The sequence below is a fragment of the Ruminococcus sp. genome (genome assembly GCF_019423705.1).
Taxonomy (GTDB): Bacteria; Bacillota; Clostridia; order Oscillospirales; family Ruminococcaceae; genus Hominimerdicola.
Genome location: NZ_JAHZAX010000002.1, coordinates 234450 through 258163, shown reverse-complemented (window position 1 = coordinate 258163; position 23714 = coordinate 234450). Strand labels below are relative to the sequence as shown.

General features: G+C 45.4%; 19 protein-coding genes. 9 read left to right on the top strand and 10 right to left on the bottom strand.

Annotated features, from left to right (window positions below; translation table 11 throughout):
• Window positions 1–25 precede the first annotated feature (25 nt).
• Window positions 26–523 carry a 5-(carboxyamino)imidazole ribonucleotide mutase gene (purE, locus tag QZ371_RS02820; RefSeq protein WP_041337200.1) on the bottom strand — a complete coding sequence of 166 codons (498 nt, stop codon included), beginning with the start codon at window positions 521–523 and terminating at the stop codon, window positions 26–28.
• A gap of 465 nt (window positions 524–988) precedes the next feature.
• A complete protein-coding gene (locus QZ371_RS02815) occupies window positions 989–1207 on the bottom strand; it encodes a YdeI/OmpD-associated family protein (protein ID WP_295209089.1) in 219 nt (72 codons plus the stop codon).
• Between the two features lie 509 nt (window positions 1208–1716).
• Here QZ371_RS02815 and rsmA point away from each other — a divergent pair.
• The 6 genes from rsmA (at window position 1717) to QZ371_RS02785 (ending at window position 11110) form a co-directional block, all read left to right on the top strand.
• Window positions 1717–2586: a 16S rRNA (adenine(1518)-N(6)/adenine(1519)-N(6))-dimethyltransferase RsmA gene (gene rsmA / locus QZ371_RS02810; protein ID WP_295209086.1), complete on the top strand. Its 870-nt coding sequence runs from the start codon at window positions 1717–1719 to the stop codon at window positions 2584–2586.
• A gap of 121 nt (window positions 2587–2707) precedes the next feature.
• Window positions 2708–4999 (top strand): SpoIIE family protein phosphatase, encoded by a 2292-nt coding sequence (locus tag QZ371_RS02805; protein WP_295209083.1) that lies wholly within the window; start codon window positions 2708–2710, stop codon window positions 4997–4999.
• A gap of 260 nt (window positions 5000–5259) precedes the next feature.
• Window positions 5260–7281, top strand: coding sequence for a 1,4-alpha-glucan branching protein GlgB (glgB, locus tag QZ371_RS02800; protein ID WP_295209080.1), 2022 nt, complete (start codon window positions 5260–5262; stop codon window positions 7279–7281).
• Between the two features lie 31 nt (window positions 7282–7312).
• Window positions 7313–8515 carry a glucose-1-phosphate adenylyltransferase gene (locus tag QZ371_RS02795; protein ID WP_295209078.1) on the top strand — a complete coding sequence of 401 codons (1203 nt, stop codon included), beginning with the start codon at window positions 7313–7315 and terminating at the stop codon, window positions 8513–8515.
• 17 nt (window positions 8516–8532) lie between these two features.
• Window positions 8533–9660, top strand: a complete 1128-nt coding sequence (gene glgD / locus QZ371_RS02790) for a glucose-1-phosphate adenylyltransferase subunit GlgD (protein WP_295209075.1) — start codon at window positions 8533–8535, stop codon at window positions 9658–9660.
• 37 nt (window positions 9661–9697) lie between these two features.
• Complete coding sequence (locus tag QZ371_RS02785) at window positions 9698–11110, top strand: glycogen/starch synthase (RefSeq protein ID WP_295209072.1); 1413 nt, start codon at window positions 9698–9700, stop codon at window positions 11108–11110.
• Window positions 11111–11253: 143 nt separating this feature from the next.
• On the opposite strand, the gene QZ371_RS02780 is transcribed toward QZ371_RS02785, so the two are convergent.
• From QZ371_RS02780 to QZ371_RS02755, 6 genes are all read right to left on the bottom strand, one after another.
• Entirely contained in the window at window positions 11254–11778 is a 525-nt protein-coding gene (locus QZ371_RS02780) for an HDIG domain-containing metalloprotein (RefSeq protein ID WP_295209069.1), read from the bottom strand.
• 180 nt (window positions 11779–11958) lie between these two features.
• Window positions 11959–12855 carry a radical SAM protein gene (locus tag QZ371_RS02775; RefSeq protein WP_295209067.1) on the bottom strand — a complete coding sequence of 299 codons (897 nt, stop codon included), beginning with the start codon at window positions 12853–12855 and terminating at the stop codon, window positions 11959–11961.
• Complete coding sequence (locus tag QZ371_RS02770; protein WP_295209065.1) at window positions 12852–13931, bottom strand: hypothetical protein; 1080 nt, start codon at window positions 13929–13931, stop codon at window positions 12852–12854. Before QZ371_RS02770 ends, QZ371_RS02775 begins: the two co-directional genes overlap by 4 nt.
• A gap of 23 nt (window positions 13932–13954) precedes the next feature.
• Window positions 13955–14836: a 4-(cytidine 5'-diphospho)-2-C-methyl-D-erythritol kinase gene (gene ispE / locus QZ371_RS02765; protein ID WP_295209063.1), complete on the bottom strand. Its 882-nt coding sequence runs from the start codon at window positions 14834–14836 to the stop codon at window positions 13955–13957.
• The gene (locus QZ371_RS02760; protein WP_295209171.1) at window positions 14820–16001 is read right to left on the bottom strand and encodes an aminotransferase class I/II-fold pyridoxal phosphate-dependent enzyme; all 1182 of its coding nucleotides are present in this window, start codon (window positions 15999–16001) and stop codon (window positions 14820–14822) included. The genes ispE and QZ371_RS02760 overlap by 17 nt, the downstream gene beginning before the upstream one ends.
• On the bottom strand, window positions 16001–16480 hold the full coding sequence (locus QZ371_RS02755; protein WP_295209060.1) for an Lrp/AsnC family transcriptional regulator: 480 nt from the start codon (window positions 16478–16480) through the stop codon (window positions 16001–16003). Before QZ371_RS02755 ends, QZ371_RS02760 begins: the two co-directional genes overlap by 1 nt.
• A gap of 239 nt (window positions 16481–16719) precedes the next feature.
• Between QZ371_RS02755 and QZ371_RS02750 the strand changes: the two genes are divergently transcribed.
• The 3 genes from QZ371_RS02750 (at window position 16720) to QZ371_RS02740 (ending at window position 19545) form a co-directional block, all read left to right on the top strand.
• Window positions 16720–17247, top strand: coding sequence for a topology modulation protein (locus QZ371_RS02750; RefSeq protein ID WP_295209058.1), 528 nt, complete (start codon window positions 16720–16722; stop codon window positions 17245–17247).
• 115 nt (window positions 17248–17362) lie between these two features.
• Entirely contained in the window at window positions 17363–17830 is a 468-nt protein-coding gene (locus QZ371_RS02745; protein ID WP_295209056.1) for an RNA polymerase sigma factor, read from the top strand.
• Window positions 17827–19545 carry a hypothetical protein gene (locus QZ371_RS02740; protein WP_295209053.1) on the top strand — a complete coding sequence of 573 codons (1719 nt, stop codon included), beginning with the start codon at window positions 17827–17829 and terminating at the stop codon, window positions 19543–19545. The genes QZ371_RS02745 and QZ371_RS02740 overlap by 4 nt, the downstream gene beginning before the upstream one ends.
• Window positions 19546–19587: 42 nt before the next feature.
• Here QZ371_RS02740 and QZ371_RS02735 read toward each other — a convergent pair whose 3' ends face one another.
• Window positions 19588–19860, bottom strand: a complete 273-nt coding sequence (locus QZ371_RS02735) for a DUF1294 domain-containing protein (RefSeq protein ID WP_295209050.1) — start codon at window positions 19858–19860, stop codon at window positions 19588–19590.
• Window positions 19861–19924: 64 nt separating this feature from the next.
• On the bottom strand, window positions 19925–23638 hold the full coding sequence (locus tag QZ371_RS02730) for a phosphoribosylformylglycinamidine synthase (protein WP_295209048.1): 3714 nt from the start codon (window positions 23636–23638) through the stop codon (window positions 19925–19927).
• Window positions 23639–23714 lie beyond the last annotated feature (76 nt).

The window sequence follows — 23714 nt, the reverse complement described above, 5'->3', positions numbered from 1 at the left end:
TTTACATTATTATATATAGCTTAGATCAAAGAGCTGCAAGCTTGTCCTGCAAAGCCTTATCCTTTGCGACAACGCCGTCGATCATATCCTGCTTAGCCTTTTCAAGCTTCTCGGCAAGACCTTCGTCAGAAAGCGCCAGCATTTGGATAGCAAGGATAGCAGCGTTCTTTGCGCCGTCAACTGCAACAGTAGCAACAGGGATACCGCTTGGCATTTGAACTGTTGCCAGCAGAGCGTCCATACCATCGAAGTTAGCACCCTTGCAAGGGATACCGATAACAGGCAGAGTTGTGTGACCTGCGATAACGCCTGCAAGATGAGCCGCCATACCTGCCGCACAAATGATTACGCCGAAGCCGTTTTCCTTGGCCTTGTCAGCGAAATCGCTTGCAAGAGCAGGAGTTCTGTGGGCTGACATAACGTGGCACTCATAAGGAACGCCGTATGCTTTAAGCTCGGCAACAGCCTTGCTTACAACAGGAAAATCGCTGTCAGAACCCATAATGACTGCAACTTTTTTCATACTTTATACCTCCAATAAATAAAATACTTTTTTGTTTTTATCCTGCGATTTATTTCTACAATGCAGAATATTTAACCAAAGTTTGGGTAAACAAAAAACTGCAACTTTAGTGTTGCAGTTCGGTTATTGCATAATTATCTTGTGTAAAAGTGCAGAAAAACTAAAGCAAGACCCGAAAATTCGTGACGATCCGCCGTTGAAAGAATATGTAATTGGTGAAAAACACAGCAACTCAGCCATAAATCTCTCCTGAACATAAAACTGCACAATATCACAGGCAACGCCGAAAGAAGCTTGACATTGCCCGAAGGTAAAGACCGAATTTACTAAAATTTCTCCGTATCATCGGACAAGACCTTACAATAATATTGTACAATATTTGCAGATAAATTTCAACTCACATTTATATAAAATTTAAGTGTATTAATAATGGATTTATTGTGAAATTTAACTACACCAACTTTTTCAGAAAAGTCCCGTATTAAGGCTGTTGCCGTCAGCGAGGCCGTCAACGAACTGGCGCATTTCGCTTTTAGAGCGCACGCCGTGGACAGAGTCGATTATCTGCTGTTTCTGTTCTGGGCTGAGCTTAGCGAAATAGCCATAAGCCACAGGGTTCTGAGCCAGCGCCATAGAAAGCCCTAAAGGCAGCTCCTGTCCGTGTGCGAAAGATTGGTTTTTCATAACTTTATATCACCTCCGCTAATATTATTTCCTGGGAAATAGCAAATATTAGAGGCAAAAAGTGTACGGCAAAACAACAAAGGACAACCAAAAACGCCACTGTTGAACACCCCTCAAACCGCTTAGATACGCCCTTTTCTTACCCTATATATACAATATAACAACCATATCTATATAGAGAATATATAATATATAAATATATAGGAAAACGATGTGTATTGTTATTATAAAAAATAGCTTCGCAAAAGACGTAAATTTGGCGTTTGCAGATGATATAACGGAAAATTTGCTTTGTTCGGGTCGTTCACGGGCTTTGTTTGAATTAGGAATGAGGAATTGTGGTATCGTCTAGCGGCGATGATTTTCTTGTAAGGGACGGCGCCCTGCCAAACATTCCTAATTCCTCATTTGACCACTTTGTTTTGGTTGACAGACGTCTGTTAATATGGTATAATATTTTTGTTAACATTTTGTCGGTTTACCACAAATATTGAGGTGTTTTATCATATATGGAGAATTTATCTAACATTGGCGTAATAAAAGATTTGCTTGATCGTCATAATTTTACCTTTTCTAAAGCGTTGGGACAGAACTTCCTTGTCAATCCGACTGTCTGTCCTAAGATAGCAGAAATGGGAAATGCTAAGAAGGGCTTCGGCGTTATCGAGATCGGTACGGGTATCGGCGTGCTCACTAATGAGCTTGCTAAGCGTGCCGATAAGGTGGTCGCTATCGAGATAGACAGCCGCCTGCTGCCTGTCCTTGAAGAGACCCTTGCTGAGTATGACAACGTCAAGATAATCAATGCGGACGTTATGGAAGTTGACCTGCATAAGCTTATCGCTGAGGAGTTTCAGGGAATGGAAGTCGCTGTCTGCGCCAATCTTCCTTATTATATAACCTCGCCGATATTGATGATGTTGTTGGAGGAAAGACTGCCTATCAAGTCTATCACGGTTATGGTTCAGAAAGAGGCAGGCACTCGCCTGTGCGCTCCTATGGGCACTCGTGATATGGGCGCTGTTACTGTGGCGATAAATTATTTCTCTCAGCCGAAAATACTTTTCAATGTCTCGAGAGGAAGCTTTATGCCCTCGCCGAATGTTGACAGCTGCGTTGTTAGATTTGACGTCAAGGACAAAACACCCGAGGGCGTGACTGACGAGGCGTTCTTCTTCAAGACCGCAAGAGGCGCATTCTCCCAGCGCAGAAAGACCCTTTCAAATTCCGTTTCTTCATCTATGGGCATTGATAAGGCGACAGTCAATAATGCTATCGAGGAAAGCGGCCTGCCTGCATCTGTCCGCCCAGAGGCGCTTTCAATGGAAGAGTTCATAAGATTTTCCGAGAAGCTCAAAGAGCTTTCAAGCGCAAAATAAGCTGTCCGTAATTTTGGTCAGCTTTTAGATAGACCTGCCTAATTCCGACACCTTTCGCTGAATATTCCTGCTAGAATGTAATTATTACATTTTGGTAAAATTACAGGACGTGGTGATAGGAATGGAAAAAATTCGACAAACAGCAAAAACTCACACTTTCGGCAGTATGACTTGGCTGACAGCTCTGCTCACAATGGCGGCGGCTTTCGGCGCAACTTTCGGGAAGATACTCGGCTTTCCCTCGTCAATGAACGTGGCGCTGGCGGCTTTATCGGGTGCGAACGTCATACCTGCCTTTCTTGGCTCAGCGTTGGGGTATCTTGTCAGCGGCACTTTCACCGAGGGCATTGTCCAGCTCTGCGCTATTTTGGTAACGGCGGCGGTGCAGCTCATTTTCCCCTCTGCCGACCATAGGGACGACCCTCTGTTCGTCTCGCTGCTCACGACTGGCGCTATGATGTTGTTTGGCTGCGTGATGTCTGTTGCGCTGCCTGCTGATACATATACCGCCTCGCTCAGAATGATAAACTCCCTTATGTGCGGCTGCATTGTGTTCATTGCGCTGACTATCAAGCGCCACAGAAGCCGCAGCGGCGTGTTCGACCTTTCGGGCATAAACGGCGTGTTCACAGGCATACTTTATATAATGCTGGTGTCCACCCTCACAGCTTTGCCTTTGCATATCGTCAATGTGGGCAGGATAATCGGTACGATGTGTATGCTTATGGCGGTGAGGAGATATCGCAATATCGGCGGAGCAGTCGTCGGTGCGCTGACCACCTGCGGCGTACTTCTTTGTGAACCAAGCCTTGCGAGAAACACTCTTCTGTTGGCCACTTCGGGGCTTATCTGCGGAGCTTTCTTGCAGTTCGGTACGCTGTTAATGGTGCTGGTATTTCTTGTAACGTCTCTTGTGAGCCTTGTGGCAATGGGTGTCAATGCCGACACTTTCCCGATGTTTACCGACCTGCTCATAGGTTCGCTGCTGTTCATTGCCGTGCCAATGCCCCTTATCAAAAAGGCGGCGAAAAGAGTCGTGGGCGTGAAAAACTCAATTGATCTAGTAGGGCAGACAACTTCGTCAAAGCTCAATATGGCTTCAAAGACCCTCGGCGGCATAAGAAGCCAGCTGACAATGGTCACGGCGGCCATAGACAAGCGCACCAAAGAGCAGACGCTCTCAAAGAAAGTTCAGTCCGCTGTCTGCTGCGATTGCGAGATGTATGGCTTGTGTCATAAGAACAGCACTCGCCTTGATTATGCCTTTTCCCAGCTTGAGGAAACGGTCTGCACATACAATAATCTCAGCCTTGGGGACGTTGAGAAGCACCTTGGGGGCTGCTCAAGAAAAGCGCTGCTTTGCCACACTTTCAATGAGCTTTACGCCGATCATCTTGCTCAGCGAGCTGACGGAATGCGTGTTCGTGAAATGCGTGAATTTCTCAGCGAGCAGCTTTCCGCAATGGAGGATATCCTTTCCGACCTGTCATTCAGAACAGGGCAGGTGCGCAGCATTGATTCTCAGCTTTCCGCACGGGTAAGGGAGCATTTCTCAAATCTTGGCTATCCAAATGTCAAGGCCTGCGTGTATGTTGACGAGAACCTTTGCCAGCGTGTTGATGTGTTCATCACGGCGGAGTTCAAGGGCGACCTTGTTCGGCTGACGGCGGCGCTTTCTGAAATGATCGAGATAGACCTTGATATACCCGTCATCGTCAGGGTGGATAATATGACCCGAATGTCATTTGCGGAGATACCGAAATTCTCCGTTGAGATAAAAAGCTTCACTGCTTCATCAAGCGGCGAATATTCTGGGGACAGCTTTGAGATATTCGACACCAGCGTCAATGAAAAATACATCGTCTTGTCTGACGGAATGGGAACAGGGAAGAGGGCACGGCTTGATTCAATGTTCTCCGTAAGTCTTGTGACACGGCTGATACAGTCAGGAATGTCAATGGAAACTGCCCACAAGCTCATCAATTCAATGCTCCGTGTCAAGGGCTGGGAAGAGTCTTTCGCAACCCTTGATATTATGCGCCTTGACCTTAACGGTGCGACTGCGCATTTTCTTAAATCGGGTGCGGTGCAAAGCTATCTCTGCCGTGACGGCGGAATAAAGTCCATAGGCGGTCAAGCGTTCCCTGCGGGTATCTTGCCCGATTGTTCGCCTGATATCACAGAGGTCAAGCTTTTTGACGGCGATATGATACTTATGACCTCAGACGGCGTTGAGGACGCCACAGCCCGTGAGCTTTCGACTTATACAAACGGCAGCGCAAAGCTTTCAGTCGCCGATATGGTCAACAAGCTTGGGGCAAAGGCTTTGTCACAAAATAACAACGGCAAGCAGGACGATATCACCATAATTTTGGCAAAGATATCTCTGCGCAATGACGAAAATGATAGCTGAAATATGTAAATAAATTCTATGTATATGTTGAATATATCAGCTTTTCGTATAATTTTCGAGACAAATTCGGATTTTCGTAAAATAGTTTAGTTATTAAATTAACTCTATTGTGCAAAATATATAAATAGATGTGTTGAAATCTGTGACAATATGAGAATAACAACTAAAGCTATTGCAAAAATGTTCAAAAAAGGTTAAAATATAAATATGGGATACTGCGAAATATCAGCGGTTTTCACAAAATCAAGGGAGGCTGATTTATGATAGATAATATTCCAAAGGAATATGAGCTCCCGCTCTATCTTTTCCACAATGGCACAAACTGCGAAACATATAAGTTTCTTGGCTGCCATAAGGGCGAGAAAGACGGCGTAAAAGGTTATTATTTCAGAGTTTGGGCTGCACACGCAAAGGCTGTTTCGGTTATCGGCGATTTCAATAACTGGGACGAAAATGCAAACCCTATGGAGCTGCTTGACAGCTCCGAGATATGGGAAACTTTCGTGACTGGGCTTGAGACTTATGATACATATAAATATTGCGTTTATGGCTGCGATGATAAGAAGCATTACAAGGCTGACCCTTATGGCACACATATGGAAGTCGCACCTAACACAGGTTCAAAGGTCTTTGATATCGATGGATATCTTTGGAGCGATAAGAAGTGGATGACGGAAAAGAAGTCTAAGGACATTTATAATGCCCCTATGAACATCTATGAAGTCCACCTCAATTCTTGGAAGACCTGCACAGACGGCAAGTATTTTTCTTATGTCGGATTTGCTGACACTATCATTCCTTATATAAAGGAAATGGGTTATACCCATATCGAGCTTATGCCGCTGGCTGAGTTTCCATTTGACGGAAGCTGGGGCTATCAGGGCATTGGCTATTTTGCACCGACATCACGTTTCGGCACGCCTTATGAATTTATGAAAATGGTCGATTTGTTTCATTTGGCAGGCATTGGCGTTATCCTTGACTGGGTTCCTGCGCATTTTCCGAGAGACGAGGCAGGACTCTTTGAATTTGACGGCGGCCCTGCTTACGAATATTCCGACCCGAAAAAGGCGGATCACTTAACTTGGGGTACAAGAGTATTTGACTATTCAAAGGGAGAAGTTAAATCTTTCCTTATCTCAAACGCTCTTTACTGGATAGAAAAGTATCATATCGACGGACTGAGAGTTGACGCCGTGGCTTCAATGCTCTACCTCGATTATGACAGAAGAGACGGCGAATGGACGCCGAATAAGTACGGCGGAAAGGAAAACCTTGAGGCAGTTCAGTTCTTCAAAGACCTTAACACAGCAGTTTTCGGCAGAAACCCTAACACACTTATGATCGCCGAGGAATCTACATCTTGGCCAATGGTAACAAAACCTGCCAGCGACGGAGGACTTGGCTTCAACTTCAAGTGGAATATGGGCTGGATGAACGATATGCTAAAGTATATGGCACTTGACCCTATCAATAGGGCGTTCCACCACGATATGCTGACGTTCTCCTTCTTCTATGCTTTCTCGGAAAACTTTATCCTTCCGATATCTCACGACGAGGTCGTTCACGGAAAGGCTTCGCTGGTCAATAAAATGTTTGGCTCTGACGTCGATAATAAGTTCAAGCAGTCAAAGCTGTTTATGGCTTATATGATGGCGCACCCCGGCAAAAAGCTGCTCTTTATGGGCGCTGACTTTGCCCAGTTCAGAGAGTGGGATTATGAGAACGGTCTTGAATGGTTCTTGGTCGATGAGTATGAGAACCACAGGAATTATCTTAACTATTCCAAAAATCTCAATCATTTCTATCTTGACCACCCTCAGCTTTGGGAGAGAGATTTCTCTTGGGAGGGCTTTAGCTGGATATCCAACGACGATTTCAGACAGAGCATCATTATTTTCAGACGTTTCGACAACAGCGGCGGAGAGCTTATCATCGTTTGCAACTTCGTGCCTGTTGAGAGAAAATCTTATTGCTTCGGCGTTCCTTATTGGGGCAGCTATACTGAGGTGTTCAACTCTTCATCAGTTGACGGTTCGCCTTGCACGAATGGCACAGTAAAGGCCGTTGACGAGAAAATGCACGGCTTCGATCAGTCTGTTTGCATTGATATCCCTGCTTTCTCCTGTATGTATTTTACGATTAAGAAAGAGAAAAGGCCAAAGCCTAAGAAAAAATCAGCCGCAAAGGAAAAGACACCGGCAAAGAAAACAGCCGTGAAGAAATCTTCAAAGGCAAAAACAATAAAGAAGTCAACAGCCAAAAAGGCTGATGAAAAATAGACTTAAATTAAAATTGGTGGGTGAATTAATTATGTTCAACAAAAAAGAATGTGTTGCAATGTTGCTGGCAGGCGGCCAGGGCAGCAGACTTTATGCCCTGACACAGAACGTTGCAAAACCAGCCGTGCCATTCGGCGCAAAGTATCGTATCATTGATTTTCCGCTTTCAAACTGTATTAATTCGGGTATTGATACAGTCGGCGTGCTGACGCAGTATCAGCCGTTGGTGCTCAACGAGTACATCGGAAATGGTCAGCCTTGGGACCTCGACAGGATTCACGGCGGCGTTCACGTGCTTCCTCCATATCAGACCGCTTCGGGCGCTGACTGGTATTCAGGTACTGCAAACGCTATCTATCAGAACATCGGATTTGTAGACAGATACGACCCTGAGTACGTTGTAGTTCTCTCTGGCGACCACATCTACAAAATGGATTATAACAAAATGCTCAACTATCATAAGGCAAAGAACGCTGACGCTACTATCGCAGTTTTGGACGTTCCAAAGGAAGAAGCTTCACGTTTCGGCATTATGATAACTGATGACGATGACAATATCATCGACTTCGAGGAGAAGCCAAAGAACCCACGTTCAACACTTGCTTCAATGGGTATCTACATATTCACTTGGAAGAAGCTGAAAGCTTATCTTATCGCAAACGAGAACGATAAGGACGCTTCTAAGGACTTTGGTAAGAACATTATCCCTGATATGAGAGAAGCAGGCGAGAAGCTCGTTGCTTATCGTTTCGACGGATACTGGAAGGACGTTGGAACTATCGACTCGCTTTGGGAAGCAAATATGGATCTTATCAATCCTAATATCCCTATAGACCTTTACGATCCGAGCTGGAAGATCTATTCAAGAAACCCTGTTATGCCACCTCAGAGCATCGGCAAGAACGCACAAGTACAGAACTCAATGATAACAGAGGGCTGCGTTATCGACGGCTCAGTTGAGTTCTCAATGATCTCTGACGGCGTTACTGTTGAAGAGGGCGCAGTTATTTATGACTCTATCCTTATGCCTGGCGCAGTAGTAAAGAAGGGCGCAAAGGTAGAGTATGCTATCGTTGGCGAGAACACGGTCATCGGAGAAAATTCTCAGATCGGCGCAAGACCTGAAACTATCGAGGACAAAGACTCTTGGGGCGTTGCAGTCGTTGGTAACAATCTTACAGTAGCTGAGGGAAGCGTTGTTGCACCTAAGGCGATAATTTATGAGAATATCTAAGAAAGGACCGAGTAAAAATGGATGTAAATATGGGTAATGTACTGGGTCTTGTTTTCGCAAATATGCACGACACGACTCTTGGCGATATGACAAAAAACAGAACAATGGGTTCGATAATGTTCGGCGGCAGATACCGTCTTATCGACTTCCCACTTTCAAATATGGTAAACAGCGGCATTAGTGAGGTCGGTGTTATCACAAAGTCTAACTATCAGTCCTTGCTGGATCACCTTGGCTCAGCAAGAGAGTGGGACCTTGCAAGAAAGAAGGGCGGACTTTATATCCTGCCACCTTTCGGTAATGTTGACAGCACACTTTACAGAGGCAGGATCGAAGCACTTTACGGCGCAATGAGCTTTATCAAGCATTCAATGGCTAAGTATGTGGTCCTTTCTGACTGTGATGTTGTAACAAATATCGACTATAAGCCTATCGTTGAAGCACACATCGAAAGCGGCGCTGATATCACAGCCGTTGCTCACACAGGCGTTTACAGCTCTGACGATATCAAGACTTCAACAGTTTTCAACGTTGACGATGGCAAGAACGTAACTTCCGTTCTCATCAACCCTGAACTCAGCGGCACTTGCACAACGAGCCTTAACATTTTCGTTATGTCAATGGACTTCCTTATTGATATGGTCAACGACGCTTATGCAAGAGGCAACGTAAGCTTTGAAAGAAACATTCTTCAGGAAAAGTGCAGAGACCTCAAGATCAAGGTTTATGAATACAGCAACTATTTCAGCAAGCTCAACAGCCCTGCAAGCTATTTCAAGTCGAATATGGCTCTGCTTGATCCTGTTAATGCTAGACAGCTTTTCGTTCCAAAGCGTTCGATCTACACAAAGGTAAGCGACAACGCTCCTGTTAAGTATGATCTCGACAGCAAGGTGACAAATTCACTTATCGCTGACGGCTGTATCATCGAGGGCGAAGTTGAGAACTCTGTACTGTTCAGAGGCGTAAAGGTCGGCAAGGGCGCAAAGGTCAAGAACTGTATCCTTATGCAGGGAACAACTGTCGGCGACAATGCTGAGCTCAACTATCTCATCACAGACAAGAATGTAACAATATGCGATAATCATATCCTTACAAGCTCGCCACAGTATCCAATGTATGTTGGAAAGGGCGCTTCTGTATAACTTTGGAATTATCTCATTATGAAAGAGGGGTTCGGATATGAACATACTATATACGGCAAGTGAGGCTCTGCCTTTCATCGCTTCCGGCGGACTTGCTGATGTTGCAGGCTCTCTGCCTGCGGCGATCAATGCGGAGGGAAACGACTGTCGTGTCGTAATTCCGTATTACAGCTCCATTAAGCAAGAGCTAAGGGACAAGCTTACTTATATGACCAATTTCACCGTGCCTGTTGCCTGGAGAAATCAGTATTGCGGCGTGTTCACAGGTGTTGTGAACGGCGTGACCTACTATCTGCTGGATAACGAATACTATTTCCAGCGAAACGGTCTTTACGGCTTCTATGACGACGCTGAGAGATTTATTTTCTTCTCGAGAGCGGTGCTGGAGCTTATCCGTTACATTGATTTCAAGCCGAACATCATTAACGCCAATGACTGGCAGACGGCGCTCGTGCCTGTTTATTACGATATTTTCTATCGCTATCAGCAGGGCTATGAGGATATCAAGACGGTGTTTACGATCCACAATATCCAGTATCAGGGTCAGTATGGTCTTGAGCTTATCAACGATATTATGGGTATCCCTCTTTATCACACCGATCTGCTCACATATGACGGCGATGTAAACTTTATGAAAGCTGCCATTGAAACAGCTGATAAGGTGACAACAGTTTCACCTAGCTATGCTTGGGAAATTCTCGATCCTTGGTATTCGCACGGCCTTGACAGAGAGCTTGTCGGCAAGCAGTACAAGCTTTGCGGCATTCTCAACGGAATAGATCAGAATATCTACGATCCTGCAAAAGACCCTGTTATAGCAAAGAATTATAGTCTTAACGACAAAACGGGCAAGGCTGTCTGCAAGCACGCTTTGCTCAGTGAAATGGGTATGTCGCACGGCAAAGAGCCTGTTATCGGAATCGTTACAAGGTTTGTTTCTCATAAGGGTCTCGACCTTATCAAGTACGTTTTCGAGGATATCATCAGACTTGGCTGCAAATTTGCCATTCTCGGTTCGGGCGAGAAGATATACGAGGACTTTTTCAGCGAAATGCACTATCGCTATCCTGACAGAGTTGGTCTGACTATCGGTTTCGTTCCTGAACTTTCAAAGAAAATTTACGCAGGCGCTGATATGTTCCTTATGCCTTCCCAGAGCGAGCCTTGCGGCTTGGCTCAGATGATCTCCCTTAGGTACGGCACTATCCCGATCGTAAGAGAGACGGGCGGACTGAGAGACAGTATCCACGACGCCGGTGACAAGGGCGGAAACGGCTTCACATTCAAGTCATACAACGCCCACGATATGCTTGACGCAGTCGTTAGAGCGAGAGCTTATTACGACGACAAGATGAAATGGGGCAGACTTGTGAATACAGCGCTCAAGCAGGACTTTAGCTGGGAAAAATCTGCTAAGGCATACATCGCACTTTATAACGATATTCACTAACACCAATAACCGTTTGTTTTGCCTGACAGACGGGAAAAGCGCCTTGCTGGGGTAAATCTCAGCAGGGCGCCTTTTTGTATTGTTTAAATTATTATGATATGAACATCAAAAAACGGGGCAGGCAATATCCTGTCCCGTTTGCATTAGTGCTGTTTCAAGCTTCTAGCTTTTTCTTTCATTTTCTGACCCCAGTATGAACCGATCTCCAGCATAGCTGCGTACTTGTCGATACACACGATAACATAAGACTCAGCGTACTTTGGGAATTTCAGCGTCAGCGGCCACATATGCTTGACGATCATATCTTCCTCTCGCTTGCCGATCTCAAAATGCTGCTTTGCATTGTTGAGGGCGACCTTTGGGTGGGTCATTCCGTGAGGCATTTCGCCTTTTTTCTTTTCACGCTCTCTCCAATCGTACAAAAACAGATCGTGGAGAAGCCCGGCTCTTGCGGCCGAACGGGAATTTAGCCCCAGCTTTCTGCACACAAGATAATTATAATAAGAAACATTCAGACAATGCTGATAGCAGGTGGTACTGTAATGATGTCGAAAATTCTTCATTTCGTTTACAACATCGCTGTCAAGCAGGTCCTTTACAAACTCAAAATACTCTTTGGCTTGCTCAGATTTTTCAATAGAGTATCTTGAACCGAAAGCCTTTGACATTGGCATAACCTCTTTTCAAAATTAACCTGTCAAAACTGTTGGCGAATGATGAATGATAAAGTTTGTTGATCCAAACTCTATGTTTATATTATAAACTTTTTTGTGCAAAAAGTCAATAGTGATTGTATAACAATTTTATTACAAAAAAATTCCGCCAAGGGTCACTTGACGGAAATGCGATCAATAATATTTTTCATCATAAAATTGGGGGATAAAGTCAGCGTTTGCGGAAGTTCTGCTCTGAATAAATCCGTTAAAGCCGTACTTGTTCACCACGTCGATAACTGAATTGTATTCAAAAGTCGCAGTCTTTCGGCAAAGCTCTTTGTGATCGAATGCCTTGTAAACGGGCGTGAACTGGCTCATAAGGCTGACCATAATTTCATCTTTTGCGAAGTTTTCTCCCAGCCATTCCATAAGCTTGATAGAATCCTTGCGGTGCGTTGGAAGCACCAAATGCCGCACGATAACGCCTCTTTGCATTATCCCGTTTTCATCAAAAACAGGTTTGCCCGCAATATCCACCATTTTGCGGATAGCTTTTGCCGTAGCTTCAAAATAATCGGAAGCTTTGGAATAATCCGCCGAAAGCTGTGGGTCAGAATATTTCAGATCGGGCAGAAAAATCTTCACCCTGTCGCCTAAAAGCTCCAGCGTTTCGGGCTTATCATAACCACCTGTATTGTAAACAACTGGGATATGCAGACTATCCTTGCAGATATCCAGCGCTGTAATTATCTGCGGAACAAAGTGAGTCGGGTTCACAAGGTTGATGTTGTGCGCACCCATATCTTGCAGCCGCAGAAAAGTCTCCGCAAGCTCCTGCTCGGTGAGCTCAAAGCCCTTGCCCTCTGCGGATATTTCGTAATTCTGACAGAAGCAGCATTTGAGGCAGCACCCCGAAAAGAACACAGTTCCCGAACCATTTTTGCCGCTAATGCACGGCTCTTCCCATTGATGGAGCTCCGCACGGGCAATGCGCACGGTTGCGTCTTCTCCGCAAAAGCCCTTGCGCTCATATCTGTTGACCTTGCACTCTCTCGGGCAAAGGGCGCAGCTTTTTAGAATATCGCTCATACCGCCGTTTTAACTCCGCTGATGTTTGAAAGGTCGGCTGAATTGTCGGCGTCTGAAAGGTCAATGCTGAAAGTGAAGCTGTTTGACATAAAATCGCTGTCCTGAAAAATGGCGTAAATGTTAAGCTCGGTTGCGTCTGGCAAAGTGTAGAAAGTTATGGTGTAGTAATGATCGTCATAATATGTGTCCATATCGCCCTCTGCGGCAATGCCATTTGCCGAAACATAGCCTGTTCCGTCGTCGCTGGTGGAATATGTGAAAGCGCTTGAAAGCTTGACCTGTGTGTCATCGTCTTCCGGCTCAACATAAAGTGTCACAGTCACGGCCTTGAAGGTGTCGTTCTCGTCCAAACCCTCGGTGATAGTGTTCTGCTGTTCGGCGGTGAGGTCGCTCTTGTTGATAGTCGTTGTTGAAAGCCCCGAATATGTCACAGTATAATCGCCATAATCTGAGGGCAGGGAAGAGCCGATCTTGTCATGGGACGCCGTGTATTCATCTTCAACATAGGAATAATCATAGTCATCATCGTAATTATAGCTGTTTTCCGATGAAAACGCCTCGATCAGCGCCACAGCAAATGGCACGATAAACACCGCAATAAAGAAGATCACCACCGCAACAAGACAACCTCTGTTTTGCTTTTTTGGTGAGGCGCTGTTGAATTGCCTGTTCACGATCGGGTTTGAAGCGATGTTGCTGTTGAACGTGCTCTGATAATTTGAAGCGTTGGATCGTATGGCTGCAAGCTTCTGCTCTCGGGTGGAGTTGTAGCCGCTCTGCTGTCCGAAAGGCGAATTGAAAGTGTTTGCGCTGCCGTTATTTTGGCTGCGGAAATTTTTGTCGGCGGCCTCTTCTTTGCGCTCTTCGGCGACAAAGTCGTTTTTCTTTTCTTTGAAAGTGTCGTTCTCGGGCGAGCCGAAATAATTGTTGTCACGGAGGTCGTGGCTGTGAAGATCGTCCGAATAGTTTGAACAGCTCACGTCATCGTCACGGGCTGTGAAGCACTCAGGACAGATAATTTCGTCAGGACTTTTGAAGCGATATCCGCATATCCTGCACTTATTTTTGTTTCTCATAATCATACCCCTTGATAATTTTGTCAATAAACAAACTCATAACCCTGCTTGACAGGCTTGCAAACGCATTTGTACTTCCAGTCTGAAAGCTTTTCAAATGCTGTCTGTGCGCTCTGCTCGTCAAAGAAAACGCCATAGATTGCCGAGCCGCTGCCTGTCATCATTGCGGAAAGTGCGCCAACGCTTTTAAGCTCAGCCTCTGCTTTGGATATCTCATCGCACTCAGCGGCGTATTCAAGCACGTTGAACATATTTGGACACATTCTAAGCAGATTTTTCTCGCCCAGCGCCCTAAGCATAACGTCCATATTGCAGCGCTTGGGGTTGACGATACTGTCGTATTTTTTGAAAGCCTCAGGCGTTGAAATGCCAACATCGGGCTTAACGACAACGAACCAGCAATCGGGTGAGGGAAGTCGGCTGAGTATCTCGCCAACACCTTGGCAAAGCTGCGTTCCGCCAACAATGCAGAAAGGTACGTCAGCGCCCAGCTTAACACCGATCTCGCAGAGCTGTTCGTCTGTGAGCTTTGTATCGAAAATGAAGTTGAGCCCCTGCAAAACTGCGGCGCAGTCAGCGCTTCCGCCGCCCATTCCTGCCTGTGAGGGAAGATTTTTCTCCACGGTGAAAATGATCTTGCAGCCGTAGTCAATGCCTGTGTAAGCCTTGAAAGCGTGAACCGCCTTTGTCATAATATTGTCCTCGCCTGTGGGAAAAAACTCGAGATCACAGCGTATCTCAATGCCCTCACCCTCGGCAAGCGTTATGTCGATAAGATCATAGCAGCTCACCGACTGCATAATGGTGTTGAGCATATGATAGCCGTCATCACGCCTGCCAACAATGTCAAGGGCGAGATTGAGCTTGCCGTATGCCTTTATCTTCAAATTATTGCACGTTACCATTTTTGATATCCTCTAAAAATTCGCCGATACGTTTGATAGCTTCACGAAGATGATTGAGTGAATAAGCGTATGAAACACGAATATAGCCCTCGCCGCATTCGCCGAAAGCGTCGCCGGGAACAACTGCAACTTTCTTTGTATAAACAAGCTTTTCGCAGAAATCAGCGCTGGTCATACCTGTCTGCTTGATACAGGGGAAAACGTAAAATGCGCCCTGGGGAGCGAAGCATTTCAGCCCCAGCTTGTTGAAGGAATCCACCACGAAACGGCGGCGGATGTTGTATTCGTTGCGCATTTTTTCAATGTCCTTCTCGCAGCTTTGCATTGCCACGATAGCAGCGTACTGGCTGACCGTCGGCGATGACATAATCGCATACTGGTGGAGTTTGAGCATTTGCGAAACAAGCTCTTTTGGTCCGCCAAGGAAGCCAAGCCGCCAGCCTGTCATTGCAAAGCTTTTTGAGAAGCCGTTTATGACAATTGTGCGCTCACGCATACCCTCGATCTCGGCGATAGAGCAATGCTTGCCCGAATATGTAAGCTCGGAATATATCTCGTCCGAAGCCACAACAATGTTCGTGTCCTTGAGCACCTGTGCGATAGCTTCAAGATCTTCACGGCGCATTATTGCACCTGTTGGATTGTTAGGATATGGCAGTACAAGAAGCTTTGTCTTGTCGGTTATCTTTTCACGAAGTTCCTCAGCCGTAAGTCTGAACTCGTTCTCTTCCCTAGTTTCGATAACGACAGGTACGCCGCCGCAAAGTGAAACGATCGGACGATAACAGACGAATGACGGCTCAACGATGAGCACTTCATCGCCCGGCTGAACGAGACATCTGATAGTAAGGTCGATAGCCTCAGAGCCGCCGACTGTCACGATTATCTCCTTGTTAGGGTCATAGCTTGTGTGGATAGTGCGCTGAAAATATTTTGCAATCTCTTCTCTGAGGGTCATAAGACCGGCATTAGCCGTGTAACAGGTCTTGCCTTTCTCGAGAGTTGAGATAGCTTCCTGACGGATAAGCCAGGGCGTTTTGAAATCCGGCTCGCCAACGCCAAGAGAAATAACATCGTCAAGCTGCTGAGCGATATCGAAAAACTTTCGTATGCCCGACGGCTTCATTTCTTTGATAGCAGGGGTGAGCACTTTATTATAATCTATCACGGTGAGATCAAACCTCTTTCATCTTTATCGTCTGTACTTATCATAATGCCGTTGTCCTTGTAGACCTTGAGCACGAAATGTGTTGCGGTGGACTGAACGGCGTCGATAGTCGCAAGTCTTTGTGAAACGAACTGCGAGATATCTCTGATATTTGCGCCATTCACGGCAACGATTATGTCATAAGCGCCCGACATAAGGCGGACTGATTCCACCTGTTCATAGCTTGCAATCTGATTAGCGATCTCATCAAAGCCTGACTGTGATTGCGGTGTGACTTTAAGTTCTATAAGTGCAAAGACCGAATTGGGGTCATAAGCGCTTTCGTCAACGATAGCGGAATAGCCCTTTATAACGCCTTCTGCTTCAAGCTTAGCGATATCAGCGGCGACCTGCTCTTCTGATTTGTCAAGAAGCACGGCAAGCTCGCTGTTTGTGATCCTTGCGTTATTTTTCAGTAATTTGATAAGCTGATCCATAAAATAGCCTCCTTTGGTCATCGAATCATACATATACATAATATATTATAGCACAACACCGTCAAAAACGCAAGTATCGGGTGTAAGAACTGTGTAATATCGTTCTGTCAGAATATACAAATGGCATTGGCTCAGATTAGGCATATCAACAAATTTGAACGACAGGGTTGTTTTGGTTTGCAAATTGTGGTATACTTTAGGTCTGCGTTGCTTATATGAGATCAGGAATTGGAGGAAGAATGAAAAGAATAATGGTAATAGGCTGCTCGGGGTCGGGAAAATCAACTTTTGCGTTAGAACTTGCGAGAATAACAGGAATAGAAGTCACACACCTTGATAGGCTTAATTGGAGAGCAGGCTGGAAAGAGGTCAGCCGCAATGAATTTGACAGACAGCTTGACGAGGTGCTTAAAAAGGATAGCTGGATAATTGACGGAAATTATTCAAGGACAATGGAGAAACGTTTGGAAAAGGCTCAAGTCGTTTTCAGATTTAGGCTCAGTACAGCAGCTTGTTTATACGGATATTTTTCACGTTTGATAAAGGGCAAATTGGGAAAGAAACGCATTGATATGGCAGAGGGGTGCAGCGAGAGATTTGATTTGGACTTTGTAAGGTTTATAGCAGGCTTTGAAAATGATAATGCAGAGAGGACTGAAAAACTTCTTGAGAAATACCCTCATGTAAAGGTGATACGCTTTAATTCAAGGCGGCAGGCGGAGAAATTTCTTAAAGGGTCGCAGGAGTATTACGACAAAAAGTTATAAGATGTGAAAAAATATGTGGCGGCTGCAAGGTTTTGGGGCTGTGATGCGTTTTATATATGAAACCAAATAAAAGCGTCGCCGTCCCCTTCGGCGGCACTTCATAAGGGGTGGTTTAGTGAAGGAGAAGAATATTTCTGCGGTTTATGAGGCGTATTTCGATATGGTCTATCGCATTTGCTATCTGTATTTTAATGGTAACAGGGCGGACAGCGAGGACGCCTGCCAACAAGTGTTTTTGAAGTACATAGAGTTTGGCGGCGAATTTGACAGCGCCCAGCACGAAAAAGCTTGGCTCATCATCACGGCACAGAACGTATGCAAAAGTATGCTGCGCCGTGTCTATCGCAAACATCTGAGCTTGTCAGAAGCAGAAAACATCGCCGCAGAGGACAAGCCCGACAGCATAATGGAGGAGATTATGAAGCTGCCCGAAAAAGAGAAAACAGCCATATATCTTCATTATTATGAGGGCTACTCGGGGGCTGAGATAGCGAGGCTTTTAAAGTGCAGGGAGTCAACGGTATTTTCATATCTTCACAGAGGACGAAAGAGGCTTAAAAAGCGATTGGAGGAACAGCTATGACTGACAGAGAATTTGAGAATATCATAAAAGAAAAATTCAGTGCTGTGAAATGCTCCGACGTTGGAAAGAAACGCATTTTTGACGCTTTGAAGGGGGCGGAGAATATGAAAAACAATAACGCAATTATCGAGGACAAAAGAGAAGAAAAGATCGTGGCGAACGTGAAGCCTGCAAAGGTGAAAAAGCGTGGCGGATTTATTGCGGCTGCGGCGGCGCTTGCTATCTGTATCGGCGGCGGAGCGTTTCTTTATGGGCAGGGCAATAATATTGAAACAGGTTCGGCTGCAAATTCAGAATCAAATACAGAAGCAAAATCAGAAGGTGCAGATCCACAGGTCGAGCCCGTGCATACTGAGGTTTATGAAGAGAATTATCAGTATCTCAAAAAAGTCTACGATGACAAGGGATACGATATCTCCACGCTGGGAAGCCAGTTGACGATACTTGATAAAAAAGTCGGCAACTATGACGAGAACGATAATTTTGAAGTCCGTGTGGCAGGCGTTATCGACCACGACCCATATGCGACCGTGGCGTTTGTGTTTATCCCGAAAAACGGCGAGCTTGACGGTGCGGAAAATGAAGATCTGACTGTAAATTTCGAACCGGGCTATACTGATATGCCGGATTATTATTCAAATCCCTACGATATGGCTTGGAGCTACGCTTATAATTGCGGCGATTATGCCGTCGCTTTTCTGAGCTGTTCATTTCTCACCGTAGCTGATGACGGCACCGCAATAGATCGCTATGTTGCAAATACAAATTACGACGTCTATGTTTCAAGTTTTCATATTGGCCAAACAGCATATGAGCTTAATTATACCGCTATGATGACTTTATGGACAGATGGTGAATATACGGGAATATCAGTCGAAAACGGCGAGACACAATGGTATACCTGCGGCGTTGACCCATTTAAGCTGGATATCCAAAACGTAAGCTTTAATGCTTCCGGTCTGGACGTTACTTTTACCTCAGACGCCGATATCGACACATTGAGAGAAGCCATTGACCCGTCTGTTATAATTTTAGATGAAGAGACTCGAAAAAAAGAATTTGATGATTATGACCCTAACAAGAATTATGATCCTATCAAGCTGATAATGTCAGACGGCACGGAGAAAGCTATTAATTTCACTAGATTCAATCTCAAAGCCAACGATGATGGTTCATACACGGCATATTATGACACGGCGCAATTTCCTATCGACTATAACAACGTTAAGAATATCGTGCTATACAATTTGAATATCAGCCCTGTGGACAATAATAGCTCTGCGGTCGATGATGTTTCAAGTGGCGATACAGCGATCGAAACTGACGTTCAGCCATATTATATTTATCATTATTATGGTCAATCACCAACTGAGTATGATAATCAAGAGCCTGTTGAGATAACAGACCCTGAGACGATCGACCTAATAGATCAATGGATAGACAATGCAATGGCAGTTTACAAGGACTATCCATACATTGATGGCTTAGAATATGGCGGTGGAAACGCTTACGAGATTTATAAAGAAAAGTGGGACGATAATGAAAATGCCGAACCTATCTGTATAATAGACATTACACAGTACGGCTGGGAAAGTGCCGACGGCAGAGAAGTCCACAATTTCGTTGTAGCAAATGAGGACGGCGAAAGAGAAAGATATCAGCTGCCGCAGTCAATGATCGGCGATATTATGGGTCTTATCGCAGCGGAAGAATAAGTAAACAAAAAGGAGAGTATCAATCAAGATACTCTCCTAATTTTATGCCCTGATAAGCTTGTATAAAACAAACGCCCATAGGATAAGGGAGACAAGCATTACGGCGTAAAAATACCAATGCTTTGTCTTGTGGCGGAAAAATTCCATTCCTATAAAGCCGCCAACAAATCCACCCAGCAAACTGATACCAAGGAGCGTTTTCTCGGGGATACGCCACTTGTGGGCTTTAGCCTTGTGCTTGTCTGCGCCGAAAAGTATGAATGTCACAAGGCTCATCGCCGCAAGGTAGATGATAACATATTTTATGTTCTGCATAGTTTCACCATTTTGATATAACAAAGGGCGGAGATTTTTCCGCCCTTTAAGTATTTTGCTTTGATTACTTGAAGTAAGCTACGCCGCTTTCAAATATCTTCTGATCCTTTTCACCGGGAACGTTCTTTGAAATGCAGCAGCCCTTACGCTCTGAGTGACCCATTTTACCGAATACACGGCCGTCAGGTGATGTGATACCCTCGATAGCTTGGAACGATGTGTTCGGGTTGCATTGGATATCGAATGTAGGCTCGCCGTCAAAGTCAACGTATTGCGTAGCGATCTGTCCGTTTGCAGCAAGCTGTGCGATCTCTTCAGCTGTTGCAACGAAACGGCCTTCACCGTGTGAAATCGCAACATTGTGGACATCGCCAACTTCGCAGCCTGCAAGCCAAGGCGACTTGTTTGAAGCGATCCTTGTATTTACCATCTTGGACTGGTGTCTTGCAATGGTGTTGAATGTAAGTGTAGGTGAATCGTCTCTCATATCTCTGATCTCGCCGTATGGTACAAGACCCAGCTTGATAAGAGCTTGAAAGCCGTTGCAGATACCAAGCATAAGTCCGTCTCTGTTCTTGAGCAGATCGTGGATAGCGTCTGTAAGTCTTGGGTTTCTGAGGAACGAAACGATGAACTTGCCCGAACCGTCAGGCTCGTCACCGCCGCTGAATCCGCCCGGAAGCATTACGATCTGTGATTCCTTGATCTTCTTTTCCATTGCGTCAACGGATTCCTTGATAGCTGTTTCGGTAAGGTTTCTTACAACGAAAATGTCAGCCTCAGCGCCAGCCTTTTCAAATGCTCTTGCTGTATCATATTCGCAGTTCGTGCCGGGGAATACAGGGATAAGTATCTTTGGCTTTGCCACCTTGATAGCAGGTGCAACTCTTTTTTCTGCCTTAAAGCTGTATTTTTCAGGCTTTTCAGCAGGCTCGTTAACGTGAACAGGATATACAGGCTCAAGCTTGCCCTCCCAAAGTGACTGGAGCTTGTCAAGGCTTATTGTATAGCTGTCGGACTCGATCTCATAGCTTTCAGTTGTTTCACCGATAACTCTCTCGTCAGTCTCAACGCCCTCTGCAAGTTCGATAACAAATGCGCCATAGCAAGCTCTGTAAAGCTCCTCAGCGGTAAGCTTGTCTGTGAACTTAAAGCCGATCTTGTTACCGAATGCCATTTTTGCAACAGCTTCCGAAACGCCGCCGTATGAAACGGCCCAGCAGGAAAGAACCTTGCCCTCGGCGATAAGATTTTCGACCTTTTCAAATACAGCCTTGAGTGAATCGAAATCAACAAGCTTGTTGTCGTCATATGCAGGCTTGATAAGAATTACCTTTGAACCGGTCTTCTTAAATTCCTGTGAGATTATCTTGTCAGACTCGCCGACTGAAACAGCGAATGAAACAAGTGTCGGCGGAACGTCGATCTCCTCAAATGTACCCGACATTGAGTCCTTGCCGCCGATAGAACCGCAGCCAAGTGCGATCTGTGCCTTGTAAGCACCCAGTAAAGCAGCCATTGGCTTGCCCCAACGCTCAGGATTGTTCTGAGTTCTCTCAAAATATTCTTGGAATGTGAGCCAGCACTTTTCATATGTACCGCCTGTTGCCACTACCTTTGCGATAGACTCAACAACTGCGCTCATTGCGCCGTGATATGGGCTGATGGATGAAAGGAAAGGATCATAACCCCAGCCCATAATAGATGTTGTCTTTGTATTTCCGTGAAGTACAGGTATCTTTGCAGCCATTGCCTGTGTTGGTGTGTTCTGATATTTACCGCCGTAAGGCATAAGAACTGTGCCTGCGCCGATAGTTGAGTCAAATCTCTCAACAAGACCCTTCTGTGAGCAGATGTTGAGGTTTGAGATCATAGCTTCCCAGCGGTCAGCAGTATCTTCGTTGCTGTCGTCATTTGCGAAAACAGGTGCAGGGATAACGATGTCAGTATGCTTTTCAGCGCCGTTTGAATTAAGGAACTCTCTTGTAAGATCAACGATAGTGTTGCCGCACCAGTTCATCTTGAGTCTTGGTTCAGCTGTAACTCTTGCCACCATTGTTGCTTCAAGGTTTTCTTTTGCAGCCTCAGCCATAAACTTTTCAAGATCGCTCTTTGCGATAACAACGGCCATTCTCTCCTGTGACTCAGATATAGCAAGCTCTGTGCCGTCAAGGCCGTCATACTTCTTTGTAACAGCGTCAAGGTTGATAGAAAGTCCGTCAGCAAGCTCGCCGATAGCAACGGAAACACCGCCTGCGCCAAAGTCGTTGCAGCGCTTGATCATTGATGTGACTTCAGGATTTCTGAACAGTCTCTGAAGCTTTCTTTCCTCAGGCGCATTACCCTTCTGAACTTCAGCACCGCAGCTCTCGAGAGAGTGGAGCGTGTGTGACTTTGAAGAACCTGTTGCACCGCCGCAGCCGTCACGGCCAGTTCTGCCGCCGAGAAGAATTACGATATCCTCAGGCTCAGGTCTTTCACGTCTAACATTTGAAGCAGGAGCAGCACCAACAACAGCGCCGATCTCCATTCTCTTTGCAACATAGCCAGGGTGATAAATTTCGTGAACGTGACCTGTTGCAAGTCCGATCTGATTGCCGTATGATGAATAGCCGTTTGCAGCGCCCACAACGATCTTTCTCTGTGGAAGCTTGCCCGTGATAGTGTCCTCGACCGGAACGAGAGGATTGCCGGCGCCGGTAACTCTCATTGCCTGATAAACGTAAGAACGTCCCGACAGAGGGTCTCTGATAGCGCCGCCGAGACAAGTTGCCGCACCGCCGAATGGTTCGATCTCAGTAGGGTGATTGTGTGTCTCGTTCTTGAACATAAGCAGCCAGTCCTCAGGATTGCCGTCAACGTCAACTGTGATCTTTACAGAGCAAGCGTTGATCTCCTCGCTCTCGTCAAGATCCTTGAGCAGACCTGCCTTTTTAAGCTGCTTTGCGCCGATACAAGCAAGATCCATAAGTGTGACAGGCTTGTCAGTTCTGCCTGCATAAAGGTCTTTTCTTGTGTTGATGTAATCTGCAAATGTTGCAGCGATATAATCAGAATCTATGTTTACATTATCAACTATAGTGGAGAATGTAGTGTGACGGCAATGATCTGACCAGTATGTGTCGATCATTCTGATCTCTGTGATAGTTGGGTTTCTCTTTTCAACGTTCTTGAAATAATCCTGACAGAACTTGATATCGTCAAAGTCCATTGCAAGACCAAGGTCTGTGAGCATAAATTTCAGATCGTCGTCTGTGGAATAGATAAAGCCCTCGACTGTGTTTACAGTTGTTGGAATAGTGTACTTGATATCAAGAGTATCGAAGCAGTCAAATGAAGCCTCTCTTGACTCAACAGGGTTTATCATATAGTGCTTGATCTGTACAAGCTCTTCATCAGTCAGCTTGCCAGAAACAATGTAGATTCTTGCGGACTTGATAGTAGGTCTCTTTCCACCTGTGAGAAGGGAGATACATTGTGCGCAGGAGTCGGCTCTCTGATCGAACTGACCTGGAAGATACTCAACAGCGAAAACGAACTCGTCAACTTTAACTGCAGGAAGGTGATCGTAGGTCACATCAACGGCAGGCTCTGAGAATACAACAGGTGTTGCAAGGTCAAAATCCTCTCTTGAGAGACCCTCTGCGTCATAGCGGTTTATAACTCTCAGACCTGCAAGGTTCTCAAGACCAAGGGCTGATTTGATACCGCTGATAAGAGAATTTGCTTCAACGGCAAATTCAGGCTTTTTTTCAACGTAAATACGGTAAACAGACATAGCTACATCTCCTTATAATAGATAGTCTTATTATACAACATTTCTCGCTTATTTGTCAATATAATTCTTATTATTT

Bases quoted from the DNA above. Each gene is read 5' to 3' on its own strand.
- rsmA (WP_295209086.1), top strand. From the start codon at position 1,717: ATGGAGAATTTATCTAACATTGGCGTAATAAAAGATTTGCTTGATCGT.
- QZ371_RS02815 (WP_295209089.1), bottom strand. From the start codon at position 1,207: ATGAAAAACCAATCTTTCGCACACGGACAGGAGCTGCCTTTAGGGCTT.
- purE (WP_041337200.1), bottom strand. From the start codon at position 523: ATGAAAAAAGTTGCAGTCATTATGGGTTCTGACAGCGATTTTCCTGTT.
- QZ371_RS02780 (WP_295209069.1), bottom strand. From the start codon at position 11,778: ATGTCAAAGGCTTTCGGTTCAAGATACTCTATTGAAAAATCTGAGCAA.
- QZ371_RS02775 (WP_295209067.1), bottom strand. From the start codon at position 12,855: ATGAGCGATATTCTAAAAAGCTGCGCCCTTTGCCCGAGAGAGTGCAAG.
- QZ371_RS02795 (WP_295209078.1), top strand. From the start codon at position 7,313: ATGTTCAACAAAAAAGAATGTGTTGCAATGTTGCTGGCAGGCGGCCAG.
- QZ371_RS02735 (WP_295209050.1), bottom strand. From the start codon at position 19,860: ATGCAGAACATAAAATATGTTATCATCTACCTTGCGGCGATGAGCCTT.
- QZ371_RS02805 (WP_295209083.1), top strand. From the start codon at position 2,708: ATGGAAAAAATTCGACAAACAGCAAAAACTCACACTTTCGGCAGTATG.
- QZ371_RS02785 (WP_295209072.1), top strand. From the start codon at position 9,698: ATGAACATACTATATACGGCAAGTGAGGCTCTGCCTTTCATCGCTTCC.
- QZ371_RS02750 (WP_295209058.1), top strand. From the start codon at position 16,720: ATGAAAAGAATAATGGTAATAGGCTGCTCGGGGTCGGGAAAATCAACT.
- QZ371_RS02730 (WP_295209048.1), bottom strand. From the start codon at position 23,638: ATGTCTGTTTACCGTATTTACGTTGAAAAAAAGCCTGAATTTGCCGTT.
- QZ371_RS02740 (WP_295209053.1), top strand. From the start codon at position 17,827: ATGACTGACAGAGAATTTGAGAATATCATAAAAGAAAAATTCAGTGCT.
- glgD (WP_295209075.1), top strand. From the start codon at position 8,533: ATGGATGTAAATATGGGTAATGTACTGGGTCTTGTTTTCGCAAATATG.
- QZ371_RS02755 (WP_295209060.1), bottom strand. From the start codon at position 16,480: ATGGATCAGCTTATCAAATTACTGAAAAATAACGCAAGGATCACAAAC.
- glgB (WP_295209080.1), top strand. From the start codon at position 5,260: ATGATAGATAATATTCCAAAGGAATATGAGCTCCCGCTCTATCTTTTC.
- QZ371_RS02770 (WP_295209065.1), bottom strand. From the start codon at position 13,931: ATGAGAAACAAAAATAAGTGCAGGATATGCGGATATCGCTTCAAAAGT.
- ispE (WP_295209063.1), bottom strand. From the start codon at position 14,836: ATGGTAACGTGCAATAATTTGAAGATAAAGGCATACGGCAAGCTCAAT.